This window comes from Pantoea sp. MT58 (assembly GCF_014495885.1).
Taxonomy (GTDB): Bacteria; Pseudomonadota; Gammaproteobacteria; order Enterobacterales; family Enterobacteriaceae; genus Pantoea; species Pantoea eucalypti.
The window spans coordinates 2066784-2085900 of record NZ_CP061083.1 but is presented as its reverse complement, the minus strand read 5'-3'; the positions used below and the strand labels follow the sequence as shown (position 1 = coordinate 2085900).

At 56.6% G+C, this 19117-nt stretch carries 17 protein-coding genes; 8 read left to right on the top strand and 9 right to left on the bottom strand.

What is annotated here, in order from left to right; all coding sequences use genetic code 11:
• Positions 1–12: 12 nt before the first annotated feature.
• Both IAI47_RS09845 and IAI47_RS09840 read right to left on the bottom strand, forming a co-directional pair.
• On the bottom strand, positions 13–258 hold the full coding sequence (locus IAI47_RS09845; RefSeq protein ID WP_003853633.1) for a hypothetical protein: 246 nt from the start codon (positions 256–258) through the stop codon (positions 13–15).
• Positions 259–349: 91 nt separating this feature from the next.
• Complete coding sequence (locus IAI47_RS09840; RefSeq protein WP_003853636.1) at positions 350–1507, bottom strand: glycosyltransferase family 4 protein; 1158 nt, start codon at positions 1505–1507, stop codon at positions 350–352.
• 619 nt (positions 1508–2126) lie between these two features.
• Between IAI47_RS09840 and hpxO the strand changes: the two genes are divergently transcribed.
• A complete protein-coding gene (gene hpxO / locus IAI47_RS09835; protein ID WP_008925208.1) occupies positions 2127–3284 on the top strand; it encodes an FAD-dependent urate hydroxylase HpxO in 1158 nt (385 codons plus the stop codon).
• Positions 3285–3325: 41 nt separating this feature from the next.
• Here the strand turns inward: hpxO and dcp are convergent, their stop codons facing one another.
• From dcp to guaD, 5 genes are all read right to left on the bottom strand, one after another.
• The gene (gene dcp, locus IAI47_RS09830; protein ID WP_008925209.1) at positions 3326–5371 is read right to left on the bottom strand and encodes a peptidyl-dipeptidase Dcp; all 2046 of its coding nucleotides are present in this window, start codon (positions 5369–5371) and stop codon (positions 3326–3328) included.
• Positions 5372–5433: 62 nt separating this feature from the next.
• Positions 5434–6210, bottom strand: coding sequence for a xanthine dehydrogenase accessory protein XdhC (gene xdhC, locus IAI47_RS09825; protein WP_008925210.1), 777 nt, complete (start codon positions 6208–6210; stop codon positions 5434–5436).
• Positions 6197–8563, bottom strand: coding sequence for a xanthine dehydrogenase molybdopterin binding subunit (gene xdhB / locus IAI47_RS09820; protein ID WP_008925211.1), 2367 nt, complete (start codon positions 8561–8563; stop codon positions 6197–6199). The genes xdhC and xdhB overlap by 14 nt, the downstream gene beginning before the upstream one ends.
• The gene (gene xdhA / locus IAI47_RS09815) at positions 8553–9995 is read right to left on the bottom strand and encodes a xanthine dehydrogenase small subunit (protein ID WP_008925212.1); all 1443 of its coding nucleotides are present in this window, start codon (positions 9993–9995) and stop codon (positions 8553–8555) included. The genes xdhB and xdhA overlap by 11 nt, the downstream gene beginning before the upstream one ends.
• On the bottom strand, positions 9992–11320 hold the full coding sequence (gene guaD, locus IAI47_RS09810; RefSeq protein WP_008925213.1) for a guanine deaminase: 1329 nt from the start codon (positions 11318–11320) through the stop codon (positions 9992–9994). The genes xdhA and guaD overlap by 4 nt, the downstream gene beginning before the upstream one ends.
• A 401-nt stretch (positions 11321–11721) precedes the next feature.
• Here guaD and ydfG point away from each other — a divergent pair, with 401 nt between their 5' ends.
• Entirely contained in the window at positions 11722–12468 is a 747-nt protein-coding gene (gene ydfG, locus IAI47_RS09805) for a bifunctional NADP-dependent 3-hydroxy acid dehydrogenase/3-hydroxypropionate dehydrogenase YdfG (protein WP_003853646.1), read from the top strand.
• Between the two features lie 31 nt (positions 12469–12499).
• On the opposite strand, the gene IAI47_RS09800 is transcribed toward ydfG, so the two are convergent.
• Complete coding sequence (locus IAI47_RS09800; RefSeq protein WP_033743086.1) at positions 12500–12826, bottom strand: YnfA family protein; 327 nt, start codon at positions 12824–12826, stop codon at positions 12500–12502.
• Between the two features lie 273 nt (positions 12827–13099).
• Here IAI47_RS09800 and IAI47_RS09795 point away from each other — a divergent pair, with 273 nt between their 5' ends.
• On the top strand, positions 13100–13423 hold the full coding sequence (locus IAI47_RS09795; RefSeq protein ID WP_003853649.1) for a DUF1283 family protein: 324 nt from the start codon (positions 13100–13102) through the stop codon (positions 13421–13423).
• Between the two features lie 45 nt (positions 13424–13468).
• Entirely contained in the window at positions 13469–13765 is a 297-nt protein-coding gene (locus IAI47_RS09790) for a DUF1161 domain-containing protein (protein WP_008925214.1), read from the top strand.
• 39 nt (positions 13766–13804) lie between these two features.
• Here IAI47_RS09790 and IAI47_RS09785 read toward each other — a convergent pair whose 3' ends face one another.
• Entirely contained in the window at positions 13805–15271 is a 1467-nt protein-coding gene (locus IAI47_RS09785) for an MDR family MFS transporter (RefSeq protein WP_008925215.1), read from the bottom strand.
• Positions 15272–15663: 392 nt separating this feature from the next.
• On the opposite strand from IAI47_RS09785, the gene IAI47_RS09780 reads away from it, so the two are divergent.
• The 4 genes from IAI47_RS09780 to osmV are packed head-to-tail and all read left to right on the top strand — an operon-like array spanning position 15664 to position 19102.
• Complete coding sequence (locus tag IAI47_RS09780; protein WP_003853657.1) at positions 15664–16380, top strand: ABC transporter permease; 717 nt, start codon at positions 15664–15666, stop codon at positions 16378–16380.
• Positions 16381–16397: 17 nt separating this feature from the next.
• Positions 16398–17309, top strand: a complete 912-nt coding sequence (locus IAI47_RS09775) for a glycine betaine ABC transporter substrate-binding protein (protein WP_008925216.1) — start codon at positions 16398–16400, stop codon at positions 17307–17309.
• 9 nt (positions 17310–17318) lie between these two features.
• Complete coding sequence (gene osmW, locus IAI47_RS09770) at positions 17319–17966, top strand: osmoprotectant ABC transporter permease OsmW (RefSeq protein WP_003853661.1); 648 nt, start codon at positions 17319–17321, stop codon at positions 17964–17966.
• Positions 17966–19102, top strand: coding sequence for an osmoprotectant ABC transporter ATP-binding protein OsmV (gene osmV, locus IAI47_RS09765; protein WP_008925217.1), 1137 nt, complete (start codon positions 17966–17968; stop codon positions 19100–19102). The genes osmW and osmV overlap by 1 nt, the downstream gene beginning before the upstream one ends.
• The last annotated feature ends 15 nt before the right edge of the window (positions 19103–19117 follow it).

Genomic DNA, 19117 nt, shown 5'->3' with positions numbered 1-19117 from the left:
CACTGAAATGAATTATTTACACTGGCTGGCACACGCCTGTACGCACATCTGCGCCTCTGAACTGCAGGCACCGTTTTCACGGGTGTTGCAGTGTGACTGTTCGACGTAGCAGTTGGTCTGACAGGCGGAGACATCACAGCGGGCTGCCGCAGGGGTCAGCTGAACCAGAGGCGCGCGGGCCGGAAAAACCGGTGCGGGCTGAGCGAAGGCGCTGCTGCCCAGTAATCCGGACAGCAGCAGAGTGAGGATAATTTTCATAAGAGTTCTCCAGTGGGACGCTGCGCTAAGTATGGCTAGTCTGGCGCGCGCCGTCAGAGAAATCTAATCAAATTGAGACACCAGGAGGATGTTAAGTGGCATTCACTACGCCACGACGGTAAATATCGTTGAGCCGGGCAATGTAGCGCCCGGTATCATGCTGCTCTTTGATGCGCAGAATCGCCGCCTCGCCTTTCTCCTGCAGCATCTCAGGCCGTTCGATGATGGCGAGCAGCGTGGATTTAAGCCCTTCCACCAGGGACTGTCGCAGCTGCGTTTTCTGCTCTGTTGACGTAATGCTGTATTCACGGTCCGCGTTCAGCGGACTCGCCAGCACCCAGCCCGCGCTATCCGGGTTAATTTCTGGCAATGCACGCACGTTGCTGGTGATCACCGGGCAGCCATTAGCCTGCATTTCCAGTACAGAAAACCCGTAGGTTTCCTGCCAGGTCGGTAACAGGCCGGCATCGCTCTGGCGGAACAGCTGCATTAGCGCACTGTTTTCCATCTGAGTATGATGCGTAAAGCAGCGATGGCGTTTGATGCGATTCTCAATGTCGCGGTAAAAAGCCTCGTCATCCTGGAACTGGCGGTGAGCAACGTTGCGGCGCTTAGCGAGATCACCAATCAGCTGCACATCCAGCTGCGACGCATCCAGCCGCTTCTCTTCAATCAGCTCACTGATAGCCAGCACCACTTCGGCTCCGCCTTTGCGGTAGAACTCGTTACCGGCAAAAATCAGCCTGAGCGTACCTGACTGGCGTGGCGCTTTTTGCTGAACAAACAGCGTCTGTGGCGGATGCAGCACCACGGTTTTACGCTGAATCTGCCGGGCGACATCCGCTTTGAACAGCTTCATCTGAATGTTCAGCGTGGCGTCGGAAATGGCAATCAGCCCCAGGCAATTGTCTTTTAACAGATAGGGGATCAGGCGTTGCAGCTCAGGGTTATCCTGCTTGGCTACGCCAGCCACCGGCAGCACGCGCGGCAGCTCAGTCTCAAATGAGGCGACCCACTTCTGTCGGGTAATCGCAACCTCATTAAACAGATGCAGGATGTCAGCCCGCGCTGCCCCTGAAAAAGGCACAGGCTGAAAGACAAAGGTTTTGTTTTTCTTGAGCAATCGGGTTCGTAACGGGTTGATAAAATAGAAAAGATTGCTCTTTTTCAGATTGATGTACTGGTTTTCCGGATTAACTAAAATATTACGTTGCTCCGGATACTGGTTATTCGTGATTCCAACTTTCATGGTCGTTTTCCAGAGTCCTTTATGTCCAGAGTGATCTATATCACGCGATCGTGCCAGATGCGTTTGAGCAATATCCTAAAAGACCGTTTCGCCTCGAAATAATTAACTTTACTAATCATTAAAAGCCATAACCGGAAGGCCTTCGTCGTGCCTGCGCGCCTGTACTGAACAAGGCTTTCTGATAACGTCACAGCGCATTATTGTCCGATAAAGAGGCAAAGCCACGGAAAAGGGTGTGCTGTGTGTCATGAGAATATGACGCTGCCCGGGCGGGCTGATTTCAGGGAAGCGGGTGATTTAGTTTATAATTTTTAAACAAATTAAAACGGGTATAAGGCTAAGCCGCCGACAATGCACGCTGAAGGATAAATGGCTCTGAAACTGACCGACTGCATCTGATGAATGATGAAACAATCGATGCAGAAAAAATGATCACTGCACCCTTTTGATTCGACCCTTTGCCACATTTAAGTGCATGAGGTCAGCAATCAGACGACGCAGCCACCTCAGAGATTATATGTCAACGTACTGATTAACCTGTTTTTTCTACTCACTCTCCCTGTAGGCCTCCCTCTGGTACAAAAGTTGCAGGAAAAGTCTATGCAGACAGGAGAGCATTATGAAAGCAATCGTGATTGGTGGCGGTATTGGCGGAATGAGCAGCGCCATTGCGCTGGAGAAAGCCGGAATTGACGTGGAAGTTTACGAAGCGGTGCAGGAAATGAAGCCTGTCGGCGCGGCGATTTCCATCTGGCCCAACGGCGTTAAATGCCTGAATGCGCTGGGAATGAAAGCCGCGCTTCGTGAGCTGGGCGGTAACATGGCCTTTATGGCTTATCACGACGGCGCGACCGGCGTCCCCCTGACCCGCTTCAGCATGGCGCCGCTGGTTCAACAGGTTGGCGAATACCCTTATCCGGTGGCGCGTGCAGAGCTGCAGGCGATGCTGATTGATACCTTTGGCCGTGAACGGGTGCAGTTTGGTAAGCGGGTGATCCAGGTTGAACAGACCGCAGACGGGGTGATCGCCACCTTTTCTGATAACAGTCAGGCCACCGGCGATTTTCTGATTGCTGCCGATGGCACCCATTCGGTGATTCGTGAATATGTGCTGGAAGAGAAGCTGGAGCGCCGTTACGCCGGTTATGTTAACTGGAATGGGCTGGTCACCATTGACGAGCGGATTGCACCCGCCGATCAGTGGACTACCTTTGTCGGTGACGGCAAACGCGTTTCGCTGATGCCGGTCAGCGGTAATCGCTTCTACTTCTTCTTTGATGTGCCGCTGCCGAAAGGTCTGCCGCAGGATCGCAGCACCGTGAAAGCCGATTTAACCGGCTACTTCCAGGGCTGGGCGGAGTCGGTACAGCAGCTGATCGCGGCGATTAATCCCGACACCACCAACCGGGTTGAGATCCACGACATTGAACCCTTTAGTCGCTTTGTGAAAGGACGCGTTGCTCTGCTGGGTGATGCAGCCCACAGCACCACCCCCGATATTGGTCAGGGCGGCTGCGCGGCGATGGAAGATGCTGTGGTGCTGGCGTCGACGCTGGCCTCACATTCGCTGGGCATCGAAGATGCGCTGCTACGCTATCAGGCGCGCCGCGTTGAGCGGGTCAAAGATCTGGTGCTGAAAGCGCGCAAACGCTGTGATGTCACCCATGCTCGCGACCCGGCGGTCACGGCGGAGTGGTATCAGTCACTGAAAAACGAAACCGGTGAGCGGGTGCTGGCCGGAATGTGCGAAACCATTGAAGGTGGCCCGCTGGGCTAGCCCCAATAACAAAAGGGCTGTCATGGTGACAGCCCTTTTCATTATGAATCCGCCAGACCGCGATTTTTCAGCATCGGCTCAAGCTGTGGGGCCGCGCCCCGCCAGCTTTCATACAGCGTTTTAAGATCGCTGCTGTTCCCACGTGACAGAATTTTCTGTCGGAAGATATCGCCGTTCTCACGCGTCAATCCGCCATGCTCCGCAAACCACTGATAGCCATCGTCGGCGAGCATCTGCGTCCAGATATAGGCGTAATACCCTGCGGCATAACCGCCGCCCCAGATGTGCTGGAAATAGCTGGAACGATAGCGCGGCGGCACCGCTGTCAGCGCCATATTGTCGCTCTGCAACGCCTGCTGCTCGAATCCCTCCACGCTTTGCGGCGCGGCATCACGGTTAAGGCTATGCCAGTGCAGATCCAGCAGCGCGGCAGCCAGCAACTCGCTCATCTCATAACCTTTGTTGAACGTTGCGGCCCGGACAATCTTTTCATGCAGCTCAGCGGGCATCAGCTCATGCGTCTGATAGTGGCGAGCGTAGTTGCGGAACACCGTCGGCTCGCTGGCCCAGTGCTCATTGATCTGCGAAGGAAACTCGACAAAATCGCGCGGGGTCTCCGTGCCTGACAGGCTCGGATAGCGCTGGCTGGCAAACAGGCCGTGCAGCGTGTGGCCGAATTCATGAAACATCGTAATGACGTCGTCCCAGCTCAGCAGCGCCGGTTCACCGGCGGGCGGTTTGGTGTAGTTACAGACGTTATAGATCACTGGTTTGGTGTCGAGCAGCGTCGACTGGTTGACGAAGTTGCTCATCCAGGCACCGCCGCCTTTGCTGTCACGCTTAAAGAAGTCGGTATAGAACAACGCCAGCGGCGTCTCGTCCGCATCGAAAATTTCATAGACCTGCACGTCAGGATGATAAACCGGCAGATCCTGTCGCGGGGTAAAACGGATGCCATAGAGCTGTGTCGCCGCCCAGAACACCCCGTTCTGCAGCACCGAGTTAAGCTCAAAGTAGGGCTTAATCTGGCTCTCATCGAGGTCATAGCGTGCGCGCCGCACCTGTTCAGCATAAAAACGCCAGTCCCAGGCCTGCAGGGTAAAGCCGCCCTGCTGCTTATCGATAGTCTGCTGGATAGCCGCGGCTTCGCGTTCGGCACGGGCGCGCGCAGCGGGCACGATGTTGTGCATAAAGGCCAGCGCTGCTTTGGGGGTTTTGGCCATCTGATCCTGCAGTTTCCACTCCGCATAGCTGGCAAATCCCAGCAGCCGGGCCTGCTCCGCCCTGACCTGCGCCAGCCTTAACACCAGCTCGCGGGTGTCGTTTTCATCCCCTTTTTCCGTGCGCGTCACGCCCGCCTTAAACAGCGCTTCACGGGTTGCGCGATCGGCGAGACTCTGCAGCGCCGGTTGCTGCGTGGTGTTCTGCAGCACCAGCAACCCGCTTTTTTCCAGCCCGCGCGCCTGCGCTTCCGCCTGTGCTACGGCCAGATCGGCCGGCGACAGACCCGCCAGCTGCTGCAAATCATTGACGACAAGTCCACCCGCTTTGGTGGCAGCCAGCAGTCTGTTGGTGAAGCGCGTACCGAGGCGTGCGGCCTCCTGATTCAGCGCTTTAAGCTGCTGTTTTTGCGCCTCAGGCAGATTGGCCCCCGCCAGCTGGAAGCGCTGCCAGATCACTTCAACCAGACGTTTTGATTCAGCATCCAGTTTAGCGCGCTGCAGATAGACCGCGTCGAGCCGTGAAAACAGCGGCCGGTTCAGCATGATGTCATCGTTGAGCGCGGTAAGCTGGGGCGCTATCTCCTCATCCACCTGCTGCAGATACGGGCTGGTATGGGCCGAGGTCATGGCACCAAAGACCAGATTGACCCGGTTAAGCAGCTGTCCGCTCTTCTCCAGTGCTTCAAAGGTGTTAAGAAAGGTGGGCGCTTCGCTATTCAGGGCGATCGCCTCGATCTCCTGACGCTTCTCTTCGATGCCCGCCTGCAGCGCAGGCAGGAAATCCTGCTCCTCTATCTGGTCAAAAGGCGGAGCATGATAAGGCAGTGTGCTGACGCTAAAGAAGGGATTCTGACGGGCGTTCATGGTTCGCTCCTGATGGGGCATCGCAAAGTCTTATCCTGACAGGTTGCCGCGCAGGCCACAACTCAGGTGATATGTTGCTGATAAACGCAGATAATTTCACCGGCAATCGCCACCGCAATCTCGGCGGGTAGCTTGCCTTTAACATCCGGCAGACCAATCGGGCAGCGCAGGCGCGCCAGTGATTCGCTCTGAACGCCCCTGCCTGCCAGCCGGTAGCGAAAACGCTGGTTTTTCGTCGACGAACCGATTAATCCGGCATAGCGGAAATCCCCGCGTTTCAGCACCGCTTCACACAGTTCAAAGTCCAGCGGATGATGGTGGGTCATGATAATAAAGTAGCTGCCCGCAGGCGCCTGCGCCACGCAATCGAGCGGATCATCGGGCTGCCAGGTCACTACGCCCGCAGGGACGCTGGAAAATTGCGCCGGACGGCTGTCAATCCAGTTTATGTGACAGGGTAACGTCGCCAGCAGGTTAACCAGTGCCTGTCCGACATGACCTGCACCAAACAGAAATATCTCCGGCTGCGCCTGCAGCAGCGGCTCAAACAAAATCTTCGTTTTGCCACCACAGCATTGTCCAAGCCGCGCGCCGAGGCTGAAATCATCGGTATGGGGCGCGGTCGCCCCATCCTGCAGCATCGCCCTGGCCTGGGCGATACACGCAAATTCCAGATGACCGCCACCGATGGTGAGAAAGCTCTCCTGCTGTGTGACGACCATTTTGCTGCCGCTGTCACGGGGCACCGAACCGTGCTCGCTAAGCACGGTAATCAGCACGCAGCTTTGCCGTTTTTCACGCAACTGGTGAAGCACGCCTATCCAGTCATGATAGATCATCAATGGCTCCCGACAGACGCTGCACGCCCCAGAAGATGCGCTCCGGTGTAGCGGGCGCATCCAGCAACGGATGCTGGCGGTAATCCGCCACGCTGGCGACCGCATCCTGCAGCGCACACCAGGCAGCTATCCCTAACATAAACGGCGGTTCGCCAACGGCCTTGGAGTGGAAGACTGTGTCTTTCGGGTTTTTGCGGTTCTCCACCAGTGTGACCCGCAGATCCGCCGGCACGTCACTGATGGCGGGAATTTTATAGCTCGCGGGACCGTCGGTCAGCAGCTGACCTTTGTCATTCCACACCAGCTCTTCGCAGGTGAGCCAGCCGACACCCTGGACAAAGCCTCCTTCGACCTGACCGATGTCGATGGCCGGGTTCAGCGAGGCACCAACGTCATGCAGGATGTCGGCGCGCAGCAGGCGGGATTCGCCGGTTAAGGTGTCGATGACGACCTCGCAGCAGGCCGCGCCATAGGCGTAGTAATAGAATGGCGTGCCGCGCCCGGCAACGCGGTCGTAATGAATGCCTGGTACGCGATAGTAGCCGGTGGCAGAGAGCGGCACCTGATTCAGCCACGCCAGTTTCGCCACCTCAGCGAAGGTGTAATGTTTTTCTCCGGCACGTACCACGCCATTGCGGAAGCTCACCGCCGCAGCGTCGCACTGATGCAGTTCGCAGAGCATGGCGGTCATGCGATCGCGCAGGATTTCAGCCGCATTCTGCGCCGCCTTACCGTTGAGGTCAGCACCGCTGGAGGCCGCTGTTGGCGAGGTATTGGGCACTTTACCGGTGTCGGTGGGGGTAATCTGGATTTTATCGGTCTCTATCTGCAGTACTTCGGCGACAATCTGGATCACCTTGGTGTTCAGGCCCTGGCCCATCTCGGTGCCGCCATGATTCAGCTGCACCGTGCCATCGGTGTAAATCAGGATCAGCGCGCCCGCCTGATTAAGGAAGCTGGAGGTAAATGAGATGCCAAATTTTACCGGCGTCAGCGCCAGACCGCGTTTCAGCAGCGAACTGCGGGCGTTAAACGCCGTGATTTCCGCGCGACGCGCCTGATAGTCGCTGCTCTGCTCCAGCTGTTCGGTAATCTCATCCAGCAGATTGTCCTCGACCTGCTGGTGGTAATGGGTGATGTTGCGATCCTGCTTGCCATAATAGTTACGCTTGCGCAGCGCCAGCGGATCCAGCCCACGGTGGCGGGCGATGTGATCCATGATCTGTTCAATCGCCACCATACCCTGCGGTCCGCCAAAGCCGCGATAGGCGGTGTTGGAGGCGGTATTCGTGCGGCAGCGATAGCCCGTGACCAACGCATCGCCGAGGTAATACGCATTATCGGCGTGGAACATGGCGCGATCGACAATAGATCCGCTCAGATCCAGCGAGTAACCGCAGTTACCGGCCAGATCGATTTTGATGCCACACAGCCGGCCATCCTCCTCAACGCCTGCCTCGTAACGCACAAAGAAAGGATGGCGCTTGCCGGTCACGCGCATGTCGTCGCGGCGTGAGAGTCGCATCTTTGCCGCCCGCCCCGTCTGACGGGCTACGATGGCGCAGAGACAGGCGACACCGGCGGCCTGCGTCTCTTTGCCACCAAAGCCGCCGCCCATACGGCGCATATCTATCGTCACCTTATTCAGGCTGATGCCCATGACTTCCGCCACCAGCTTCTGCACTTCCGTGGGGTTTTGAGTGGAAGAAAAGACCTGCAGCTGCTGATCTTCACCAGGGATGACCATTGCCGTCTGGGTTTCCAGATAGAAATGCTCCTGGCCGCCAATATGAAACGACCCGCTGACCCGATGCGGCGCACGCGCCAGCGCCGCGTCCACATCACCGCGCTGGTGGATGTGCGGTTCCTGTACAAAGCTGCCCTGCGCCAGGGCCTGCTCCACATCCAGCAGCGGTTCCAGCACCTCATATTCGATCACCGCTGCGGCCGCGCCAAGACGTGCAGCGTCAGGGGAGTCCGCCGCGACGGCAATCACGATCTGCCCCAGGTACTCGACTTTGTCATGCGCCAGCAGCGGATCGCCCGGCTCCAGCGGCCCGACATCATTGATGCCCGGCACATCCTGCCAGGTTAATACGCTGACGACACCCGGCACGGCATAACAGGGCTGCACATCAATATTCACGATGCGCGCATGCGCGTGTTCACTCAGACGCGGGCAGAGATGCAGTAAACCCGGCAACTCCGGTTTATCGTCGATAAAATGCGCCTCGCCAGAGACATGTTTCTCCGCGCTTTCATGGCGGTTACTCCGGCCTACGCCGCTCTGTAAATCGGCGGCATACTGGGCCTTGATGACCTCTTCGTTGAGTTCCGGGCGGTTATGAGACATAGCGAGAGACCTCAAGGCAGGTGATTTCGCCGTTATGGCGATGCCAGTAGCGACGAAGCAGGTTACGGGCGACCTGCAGACGGTAGTCACTGCTGGCGCGAAAATCGGAAAGCGGCTGGAAATCAGACGCAAGCGCGGTAGCGGCACGTGACACCGTCACGGCATTCAGTGGCTGACCCATAAGCGCCTGTTCACAGTGGTGGGCGCGTTTTGGCGTCGCCGCCATACCGCCAAAGGCGATGCGGGCACCACTCACCACGCCCTGTTCGATTTGCAGGTTAAAGGCAGCGAAGACGGCGGAGATATCATCATCCAGCCGTTTGGAGACTTTCCAGGCGACAAAATCAGGTGACACCGTCACCTTATCAATGCGAATTGCGCGGATAAACTCCCCTTTTTCCAGCTGTGTCTGCCGATAGCCGGTAAAGAACTGGTCCAGCGGGAGGCTGCGTTGTTCTTCACCGCGCTGCAGCAGCAAACTTGCATTGAGGGCCAGCAGCACCGGCGACGCATCGCCTATCGGGGACGCATTAGCGATATTACCGCCCAGTGTGCCCTGCAGACGAATTTGCAGTGAGGCAAACCGCTGCAGCATCTCGCTGACACCAGGAATGCGGGTAGCAAGAAACTCACTGACCTGCTGCAGTGAGGCACCTGCACCCAGCAGGTAATGATCGTCAAATTCACTGCAGACCTTAAGCGCGGCCACCTGCTCCAGCGCAATCAGCAGCGGTATTCTCTTATGCTGCTGGGTAATCTGCAGGCTGAGGTCGGTACCACCGGCAATCAGTTTCGCATCGGGATGCGCCAGGTAGATCTCTGCCAGCTGAGCCGGCGTTTTGGGCAGGAAACAACGGCGGCCTTCACCGTCTATCTCCTGCATTTCCGGGGTAGCCAGCGCCTCCAGCCGCTGCACGGTGGCGGCGGCACTGTGATCGAACTGGTCAGTAACCGGCTGGGAGCAGAGCTGTTCTGCGGCAGCCATAATGGGCCGGTAGCCGGTGCAGCGGCAAAGATTACCGGCCAGCGCCGTTTCCGCCTGATGGCGATCCCAGCCCGCTGCGTTTTTTTGCAGGCTGAACAGCGACATGACAAAACCCGGCGTGCAGAATCCGCATTGTGAGCCGTGGCAGTCGACCATCGCCTGCTGCGCCGGGTGCAGTGCACGACCGTGACGCAGATCCTCTACGGTGATCAGCTGTTTACCCTGTAATGACGAGACCAGCGTCAGACAGCTATTGACCGTTTCATACTGCATCTCACCCCTGACGGCTTTTCCCAGGGTGACACTGCAGGCGCCACAGTCACCAGAGGCGCAGCCCTCTTTGGTACCAGGACGATGCTGACGGGTGCGCAGATAGTTGAGCACCGTAAGATTGGGGTCGAGAGCCTCTTCCCTGACCTGCTGGTTGTTTAACAAAAACTCAATCATGCGGCTTGCTCCTGTGCGTCGCGCTGCCAGACCGGACGACCATTTACCCAGGTCTGGGCAATATTGCGATCGTCGCCTAGCGTCATTAATACAAACAGCTTTTCCCAGATATCTTTGCTATTGCCAATACGCAGCTGCTGCAGCGCAGAGACTGCCGGATCGAGCACGACAAAATCGGCTTCTTTGCCGATGTTAAAATTTCCGATGGCGTGGTCGAGATCCAGCGCACGCGCTCCGCCCAGCGTGGCGTGATAAAAGGCTTCAGCGGCGCTGAGCCGGTAATGCTGCAACTGGCCTACTTTGTAAGCCTCGCCCAGCGTCTGCAGGATATTAAAGGTGGTGCCCGCGCCGACATCCGTGCCGATTCCCACCTTCACGCCCTGCTGCCAGCTGCGTTTAATGTTAAACAGGCCGCTGCCGAGGAAGAGGTTTGAGGTGGGACAGAAAGCAATAGAAGAATCGGTATCGTGCAGACACTGCCACTCTTTATCGTCCAGATGCAGACAATGCGCGAAGACGCTGCGACGCCCGGTTAGCTGGTGATGATGATAAACATCCAGATAGCCCTCACGCTCCGGGAACAGCGCTTTTACCCAGGCCACCTCCTGTGGATTTTCACTGAGATGGGTATGCAGCCAGGTATCCGGAAATGCCTGGCGCAGCTGCTGCACTTTTTCCAGCAGTTGCGGGGAGGAGGTCGGCGCAAAACGCGGCGTCAGGGCGTAGCTCAGCCGTCCACGATTATGCCAGCGCTCAATCAGCGCCCGTGTCTGCTGGTAGCTCTGCTCCGGGGTTTCGGTAAGATTGTCGGGCGCATTGCGATCCATCATCACCTTCCCGGCAATCAGTCGCATGTTCAGGGCTTCTGCGGCACTGAACAGCGCCTCCACCGATTGCGGATGGACAGTACCAAACACCAGTGCGCTGGTAGTGCCATTTGAGAGCAGCTGATGCAGGAAAAAGGCGGACATTTTGGCCGCATGGTCAGGACAGTGATACTGCGCTTCAACCGGAAAAGTGTAGTGATTCAGCCACTCCAGCAGCTGTTCACCAAACGCACCAATCATCTCTGTCTGTGGATAGTGAATATGCGTATCGACAAAGCCAGGTACGATCAGTTTGCCGCGCAGATCGGTAATCGGATGGCCTGCCAGCATCGCCTCGCTGTTCTCCCAGCTATCCAGCCCTGCTACGCGTCCGTCACGCAGCAACAGCACCGCATCGTCCAGATAGCGCGCCTTACCGGCCAGGTCGTCGGGCTGATCCACGACACCAGTAAAGTCAAAGAAGCTGGCGCGAATCGCCGTGTCGGTTGCTGATAGCATGGGTTGTCCTTTCTGAAAGCGCGATAGAATAGTTGCAGGGAAATCTCCTGTTATAGCCTTGCAACCTGCGTGCCAGAACTGGTGAGCCGTAAAATCCTTATAAATCAATCAAATAAATCATTTACCGCCTGTTGCGCAACATAAATCACCACAGATGGCTTAGCAACCGTTTGCGGAACGGAGGCAAACGGTTGCGACTCAATTTTATGTAAACTGATCATTCTGAGTATGGCCTGCCGGAGGGAAACGTGCCCTTTTTAGGTGCAGCCTGCCCTGAAAAGGCGCAGTCAGTTAACCGGTAAAATCCATTTACAGGCCTGGCGATTTTTCAACGCGCAGAAGCGGAAATGAAATGCTATGGTGAAGTCATCGACTCTGAAAATGGCATAAGGAACAGTGAGATGATTATTTTTGTCACCGGCGCGACCGCCGGTTTTGGTGAAAGCATCACCCGCCGCTTTATTGAGAATGGTCACAAAGTCATTGCCAGCGGACGCCGCGCCGAGCGTTTAAAAGCGCTGAAGGAGGAGCTGGGCGAGAATCTTTATACGGTGCAGCTGGATGTGCGTAACCGTGCCGCCATTGAAGAGATGGTCACGCACTTACCGGCAGAGTGGCGCAATATTGATGTACTGGTTAACAACGCCGGTCTGGCGCTGGGGATTGAACCTGCGCACAAAGCGAATGTTGAAGACTGGGAAAACATGATCGACACCAACACCAAAGGCCTGGTTTACATGACCCGCGCCCTGCTGCCCCACATGGTAGAGCGCGATATCGGCCACATCATCAACATTGGCTCGATTGCCGGTAGCTGGCCTTATGCCGGCGGCAACGTGTATGGTGCAACCAAAGCGTTTGTCCGTCAGTTCAGCCTTAACCTGCGAACCGACCTGCACGGTACGGCACTGCGCGTCACCGATATAGAACCCGGCCTTGTCGGCGGCACGGAGTTTTCCAATGTGCGCTTTAAGGGCGATGATGACAAAGCGGGCCAGGTTTATGAAGGCGCAAAGGCTTTAACACCCGAAGATGTCACAGAAGCGGTCTGGTGGGTTGCCACGCTGCCTAAGCATGTCAACATCAACAGTCTTGAAATGATGCCGGTCAGCCAGACGCTGGCAGGCCTGAAAGTCCATAAGCCTTAAGCCTCTGCAGCGCCAGTCCGTCCGGCTGGCGCTACCCGCGCCCCCAGCCCATCACGATGATCAGCATGCCGCTGAAGGCGATCACTGCCCCGCTCCAGTCCCACGCGCTTAACTTCACGCCATCCACTACCCGCAACCAAAGCAGCGCAGTCAGCACATAGACGCCACCGTAAGCGGCATAGACCCGTCCACTGGCGGCAGGATGCAGGGTCAGCAGCCAGACAAACAGCGCAAGACTCGCCGCTGCAGGCAGTAACAGCCAGGCTGAGCCCCCTTTTTTTAGCCATAACCAGGGCAAAAAACAGCCGATGATCTCCGCCAGCGCGGTAATAAAAAACAGCAAGGCGGTTTTAATCAGCACCCTAACCTCTCCTGAACGTAAACAAATGACTCACCACTGGTGAGCGAAGAAACGGCGATGATATAATAAGAATCTCTGTCATCGGGCTATTTTATTTTTAGCCTGAACCCGGGCAGCGCTCACCATCACCACGCATGTACGCCGGATTGCTTCGCGCTTTCCCTGTCCGGACTTACAGCAACAATGACGGCTGGTGGGCCAGGCTTAAAGCATACCCGCTGCAACAGACGTCCCGGAAGGCGATGTTTGCGTTAACTAAAGGATATTGTGATGAAAAAAATGATCCCTGCCGTGCTGTTGGTTCTGATCTCCTCTGCGGCATTCACTGCCAGTGCGAATACGAATCGTCTGATCATTGAAGATGGCAGCACCGCGCTGGGCAATGAAGCGGCGCGCCAGGATAAAGAGCAATGGAATGACACGCGCATGCTGCGTAACAAAGTGAACACCCGCGTCGAAAAAGAGTTTGATAAGGCCGATCGCGCCTATGACACCCGCGACAAATGCGAGCAGAGCCTTAATCTCAACGCTTACTGGGAACCCAACACCCTGCGTTGCCTGGACCGCCGTTCAGGTCGCCCGGTTGCGCCGTAATTTTGAGCTATAGTAATGACGGACGACTAACATAAGGAAGACGTGATGAAGCTACAGAGGGTTTTATTAAGCGCGGCGTTTTTAGCTCTGCCGCTGATGGCACAGGCATCCTGTGAGTCGGTGAAAGCCGACATCAGCCAGAAAATTATTCAGAACGGTGTGCCTGAGTCAGGTTTTAGTCTCGACGTGGTCGCCAACGATCAGGTTGATCAGGCGGACGGTCAGGTCGTCGGACATTGTGAAAACGACACACAAAAGATTGTTTATAAGCGTTCAGGCCGTGACGACGAAGCCAGTGTCCCCGCCAGTGCCGGCAGTTCACAGGACTCGCCTGCTCAGTAGTCAGCGTCAAATCAGGGCGACATCCTGTCGCCCTGCCTGCTAGTCCGCCTGTTCCGGCCGCTGACGTGGCATCATCCAGGCCACACCCACCGCAAACAGCGCAATCACCAGTGCCACCACAAATACCCAGTGCAATGACGTCGCGATGGACGCAACCATCTGTTGCAGCGTTTCCGGCTGCAAATGCTGACGACTGGATTCTGACATAATCTGCTGCACCGGATCCTGTACCTGTGGCAGTCGCCATTGCAGATTCAGATTCAGTACTGCGCCCATAATCGCCGTTCCCACCGCCGAGCCGATCATCCGGCTGAACATGATTGAAGCGGTGCAGATGCCACGAATCTGATAGTCCGCCTGATTCTGCACAGAAACCAGGAACGTGGTGCTGGTCATCCCCATGCCAGTCCCGATCAGAAACGCCGTAAAGCCCGCCTGATAGAGAGAGCTTGCGGGCTGTAAGAACAGTAGCAAGGCGCTGCCCGTCACCAGCAAGAGCGCGCCAAGCTGGGCGGTAAAGCGGTAGGAGGTGTGCAGCATCAGTCTGCCGCTGAGGGTACTGGCCAGCGGCCAGCCAATCGACATCATCGCCAGCACACTGCCCGCCTGCAACGGTGAGCCACCGCGGATCCCCTGAATCCAGGTGGGTAAAAACGCGCTGATGCCCATCATGGCCGCCCCGATAATCAGATTGCCCGCATTACCCGCCACGATAAGCCGGCTGCGCCAGATGATCAGCGGAAACAGCGGTGCTGCTGAACGTTGCTCATGGCGTTTAAGCTGCCAGCCCGCAAACAGCGAGAACATCAGAAACGGCACCAGCCAGATGCCCAGCTGTTCTGCCTGCAATAGCGCCACCAGCAGGGCCGTCACGCAGAGCATCAGCCAGCCGCTTCCTGCCAGATTCAGCGGCTGTGATTTCTCCTCCTTCTGGTGCGACGGTAGCCAGCGCGCCAGCATCAGCATGCTCATCAGGCCAATCGGCAAGTTAACCCAGAAAATCACCGACCAGCTAAAGTGCTGCACCAGCCAGGCCCCGGTCAGTGGCCCGACGATGGCCGCCACACCCCAGACGCTGGAGAGCCAGCCCTGCACGCTGGCCCGTTCGCGCGGTGAATAGATATCCGCCACGATGGTCGAGCTGAGCGGCATAATCGCGCCCGCGCCCAGGCCCTGAAATGCCCGGAACAGGATCAGCCAGGTCATCGTATGGGCAAACCCACACAGCACCGATCCCACCAGGAAGATGGCGGTCCCGACAAAAAACATCGTTTTGCGCCCCACCATATCCGCCAGCCGCCCATAGAGCGGTACGCTGACCGCCTGAGTCAGCAGATAGATGGAGAAGACCCAGCCAAACTGCGAAAAACCGCCAAGGTCAGCAATGATAGTGGGCATTGCGGTAGCCACAATCGTCACTTCAATGGCCGCCATAAACATCGCCAGCATGCAGGCAATTAAGATCCAGTGGCGATGTCCGGTCTGGAGTTGTGCGCTTTCAGTCATAGGGTTCCTTTTTTTATCTGCAAGGCTAGCTCAAAAACAGCCAGTGCAGTTTCCCGCGCGTGCGCATCTTTTGCGTCATCTGTGACGTTGTCACCAAATGTCGATGAATTTTTTTTATTGTCGCATTAACCCAGCGGCTATGCGGCTTTAACACCATTTTAACCTGTTTCTATCTGCCTGATATATGGCTTAAAAGCTGGCTTGTGCAAAAAAGGCCTGCTATAGCATTACCCCATCTTATTCGGTATTCGCTGAAAAAGAGTGGGTAAACAGTCATTTTATCTACATTTTATCGCAGTTTCGGTTTTGGGTGCGGTGGCAGTTTTTGTCGCGCCTGTCGGACTGTTTATGGTTGTTATAACAAATGAGATCGTCATCAGGGAGATTCTCCTATGCAAAATGCTTCACTGGCCCAACGCGCCGGTCTGGCAGTGCTTGCAGTGGTCGCGGTGATCGCAGCACTGATCTGGGGCTTAGGCTGGGATCAACTGGTCGCACGTAAAGTCGATCTGCTCTATCTCGGGCAGCAGCACCTCTTCTTAGTTTTCTGGTCAATGTTGTTCGCTCTGCTGGTCGGTATTCCCAGCGGCATCCTGCTCAGTCGCCCGTTTGCGCGTCGCTGGGCCGAATATGTGATGCAGATTTTCAATGTGGGAAACACACTGCCACCGCTCGCGGTGCTGGCGCTGGCGATGGTAATCATCGGCATTGGCGATCGTCCGGCGCTGATTGCGCTGTTTCTGGCGTCATTGCTGCCCATCGTTCGAAACACCTTCTCTGGCCTGAGCGCGGTTCCTCCGTCGCTGATTGAGGCCGCCAACGGCATCGGCATGACCAAATGGCAACGTCTGCGTCAGGTTGAGCTGCCCAACGCCCTGCCGGTCATTCTCGCAGGCGTGCGCATCGCCACCGCCATCAACGTCGGTACCGCTCCACTGGCCTTCCTGATTGGTGCCAGCAGCTTTGGTGAGCTGATCTTCCCGGGCATCTATCTGAATGACTTTCCGACGCTGATTCTGGGCGCCGTTGCCACCGCACTGGTGGCACTGGTTCTGGATATGCTGCTGGCCGCACTGGGCCGCTTTCTGAGTCCGCATGCTGCGGCCTGACCACAAGGAGCTTTGTAATGCTAACGAAGTGGATTAAGAAAAGCGTTGTCGCGCTGACTGCGACGCTGCTGCTGAGCCAGACGGCGCAGGCTGCCACCCCGCTGGTGATGGCAACCAAAAGTTTTACCGAGCAGCATATCCTGTCCGCGATGACGGTGCTGTGGCTGCAGAAGAAAGGTTTTGAGGTGGTCCCTAAACGTAATATCGCCACTACCATTGGTCGTAATGCACTGCTGAACAAGCAGATTGATATGACCTGGGAATATACCGGCACCTCACTGATTATCTTCAACCATATCAACAAGCCGATGTCTTCGCAGCAGGCCTATGAAACGGTCAAAAAGCTGGATGCAAAGCTGGGACTGGTGTGGCTTAATCCGGCACCGATGAACAATACCTATGCCTTTGCCATGACCCGTGAACGGGCCGAAAAAGAGGGCATCACCACCCTCTCGCAGCTGGTTGCGAAAATTGAGCAGGTGCGGAAATCTGACCCGGATCATAACTGGCGTCTGGGGCTGGATCTGGAGTTCGCCGGTCGTTCTGACGGCCTGAAACCCCTGCAGAAAACCTATAACCTGGCGCTCGATCGGCCGCAGATCCGCCAGATGGACCCGGGTCTGGTTTACAACGCCATTCGCGATGGATTCGTCGATGCCGGTCTGATCTACACCACCGATGGACGGGTTAAGGGCTTCAACCTGAAAGTGCTGGAGGATGATAAACACTTCTTCCCGAGCTACAACGTGACGCCGGTCGTGCGTCAGGATGTGCTGGCGAGCCATCCGGGGCTGGATACCGCGCTTAATCAGCTTTCTGCTCAGATCACTGATGAGGCGATCACAGAGCTGAACAAGCGGGTCGATATCGATCATGAGTCACCGGAAAACGTGGCGCGTGATTTCCTTCAATCCAAAAACATGCTGTAAGGAGGCACTGTGGATACCCTTCACTACATCATGGATAACTGGAGCACCCTGCTCACCCTGAGCTGGCAGCACAGCTGGCTGGTGCTGGTGGCGGTCGGCCTGGCCATTGTGATTGGCGTGCCGCTGGGCATTCTGATCGTGCGTGTCAGATGGCTGGCAACGCCGATACTCGGTATCGCTACCGTGGTGCTGACCATTCCTACCATTGCGCTGTTTGGTCTGATGATTCCGGTCTTTTCGCTGATCGGTCAGGGCATCGGCGCGCTGCCAGCGATCACCGCGGTGTTCCTCTACTCACTGCTGCCGATTGTGCGCAACACTCACACCGCACTGGAGAATCTGCCGGATGGACTGCGTGAAGCGGGCCGTGGCATCGGCATGACCTTCTGGCAGCGTCTGCGCTGGGTTGAAATCCCGATGGCGCTGCCGGTGATTTTTGGCGGCATCCGTACCGCCGTGGTGATGAACGTTGGCGTGATGGCGATTGCTGCCGTCATTGGCGCGGGCGGTCTGGGCCAGTTGCTGCTCGATGGGATCAGCGGCAGTGATATTCGTATGTTGATTGCCGGGGCACTGATGATTTGTCTGCTGGCTATTTTTCTTGACTGGCTGCTGCACCGTTTGCAGCAGGCGCTGACTCCAAAGGGGATTCGATAATGATTACGCTGGAAAACCTGACGAAAACCTTTACCCAGAAAAACGGCACCACTAACAAAGCCGTCGATAACGTCAGCCTTCACGTACCTGCCGGTGAGATGTGTGTGCTGCTGGGGCCATCGGGCTGCGGTAAGACCACCACGCTGAAGATGATTAACCGTCTGATCCCCGCCACCAGTGGCCGCATCCTGATCAACGGTGAAGATACCAGTACCCAGGACACCACCACTTTGCGTCGCAACATTGGCTATGTCATCCAGCAGATAGGCCTGTTCCCCAACATGACCATTGAGGAGAACATTACTGTAGTGCCACGCATGCTGGGCTGGGACAAAAAGCAGTGTCGTGAACGTGCCACTGAGCTGATGAGCATGGTCGCGCTGGACCCGACTAAATTCCTGCATCGCTATCCGCGTGAGATGTCCGGCGGTCAGCAGCAACGTATCGGCGTGATTCGCGCCCTGGCCGCGGATCCACCGGTGCTGCTGATGGATGAGCCTTTTGGTGCCGTTGACCCGATTAACCGCGAAGTGATCCAGAACGAGTTCCTCGACATGCAGTGCCAGTTGAAGAAAACCGTGATGCTGGTGAGCCACGACATCGATGAGGCGCTCAAGCTCGGCGACCGCATCGCCGTCTTTGGTCAGGGTAAAATCGTGCAGTGCGCCAGCCCGGATGAGTTGCTGGCGACTCCGGCCAATGATTTCGTTGGCTCGTTTGTGGGTCAGGACCGCACGCTTAAGCGTCTGTTACTGGTGCAGGCGGGAGACGTGACCGATCAGCAGCCGACCATCACCGTGCGCCGCTCAACGCCACTGGATGAAGCCTTTGGCACCATGGATGAGAACGATATGCGGTCGATTACCGTGGTCGATGAGGATGGTAAGCCGCTGGGCTTCGTGAAGCGTCGCGAGGCGCGTAACGTGAGTGGCCGTTGTGAAGAGAAGCTGCACACCTTTAAGGTCACCGGTAAAGCGGAAGAGAACCTGCGCGTGGTGTTGTCCAAACTCTATGAGCACAATACAGTCTGGATGCCAATAGTCGATGAAGAGGGTCGCTACAGCGGGGAGATTTCGCAGGATTACATCGCGGATTACCTCAGCTCGGGTCGAACCCGTCGTCGTCTGAATCCATAATGTCGTAATAGTGAT

Bases quoted from the DNA above. Each gene is read 5' to 3' on its own strand.
- IAI47_RS09845 (WP_003853633.1), bottom strand. From the start codon at position 258: ATGAAAATTATCCTCACTCTGCTGCTGTCCGGATTACTGGGCAGCAGC.
- IAI47_RS09840 (WP_003853636.1), bottom strand. From the start codon at position 1,507: ATGAAAGTTGGAATCACGAATAACCAGTATCCGGAGCAACGTAATATT.
- hpxO (WP_008925208.1), top strand. From the start codon at position 2,127: ATGAAAGCAATCGTGATTGGTGGCGGTATTGGCGGAATGAGCAGCGCC.
- dcp (WP_008925209.1), bottom strand. From the start codon at position 5,371: ATGAACGCCCGTCAGAATCCCTTCTTTAGCGTCAGCACACTGCCTTAT.
- xdhC (WP_008925210.1), bottom strand. From the start codon at position 6,210: ATGATCTATCATGACTGGATAGGCGTGCTTCACCAGTTGCGTGAAAAA.
- xdhB (WP_008925211.1), bottom strand. From the start codon at position 8,563: ATGTCTCATAACCGCCCGGAACTCAACGAAGAGGTCATCAAGGCCCAG.
- xdhA (WP_008925212.1), bottom strand. From the start codon at position 9,995: ATGATTGAGTTTTTGTTAAACAACCAGCAGGTCAGGGAAGAGGCTCTC.
- guaD (WP_008925213.1), bottom strand. From the start codon at position 11,320: ATGCTATCAGCAACCGACACGGCGATTCGCGCCAGCTTCTTTGACTTT.
- ydfG (WP_003853646.1), top strand. From the start codon at position 11,722: ATGATTATTTTTGTCACCGGCGCGACCGCCGGTTTTGGTGAAAGCATC.
- IAI47_RS09795 (WP_003853649.1), top strand. From the start codon at position 13,100: ATGAAAAAAATGATCCCTGCCGTGCTGTTGGTTCTGATCTCCTCTGCG.
- IAI47_RS09790 (WP_008925214.1), top strand. From the start codon at position 13,469: ATGAAGCTACAGAGGGTTTTATTAAGCGCGGCGTTTTTAGCTCTGCCG.
- IAI47_RS09785 (WP_008925215.1), bottom strand. From the start codon at position 15,271: ATGACTGAAAGCGCACAACTCCAGACCGGACATCGCCACTGGATCTTA.
- IAI47_RS09780 (WP_003853657.1), top strand. From the start codon at position 15,664: ATGCAAAATGCTTCACTGGCCCAACGCGCCGGTCTGGCAGTGCTTGCA.
- IAI47_RS09775 (WP_008925216.1), top strand. From the start codon at position 16,398: ATGCTAACGAAGTGGATTAAGAAAAGCGTTGTCGCGCTGACTGCGACG.
- osmV (WP_008925217.1), top strand. From the start codon at position 17,966: ATGATTACGCTGGAAAACCTGACGAAAACCTTTACCCAGAAAAACGGC.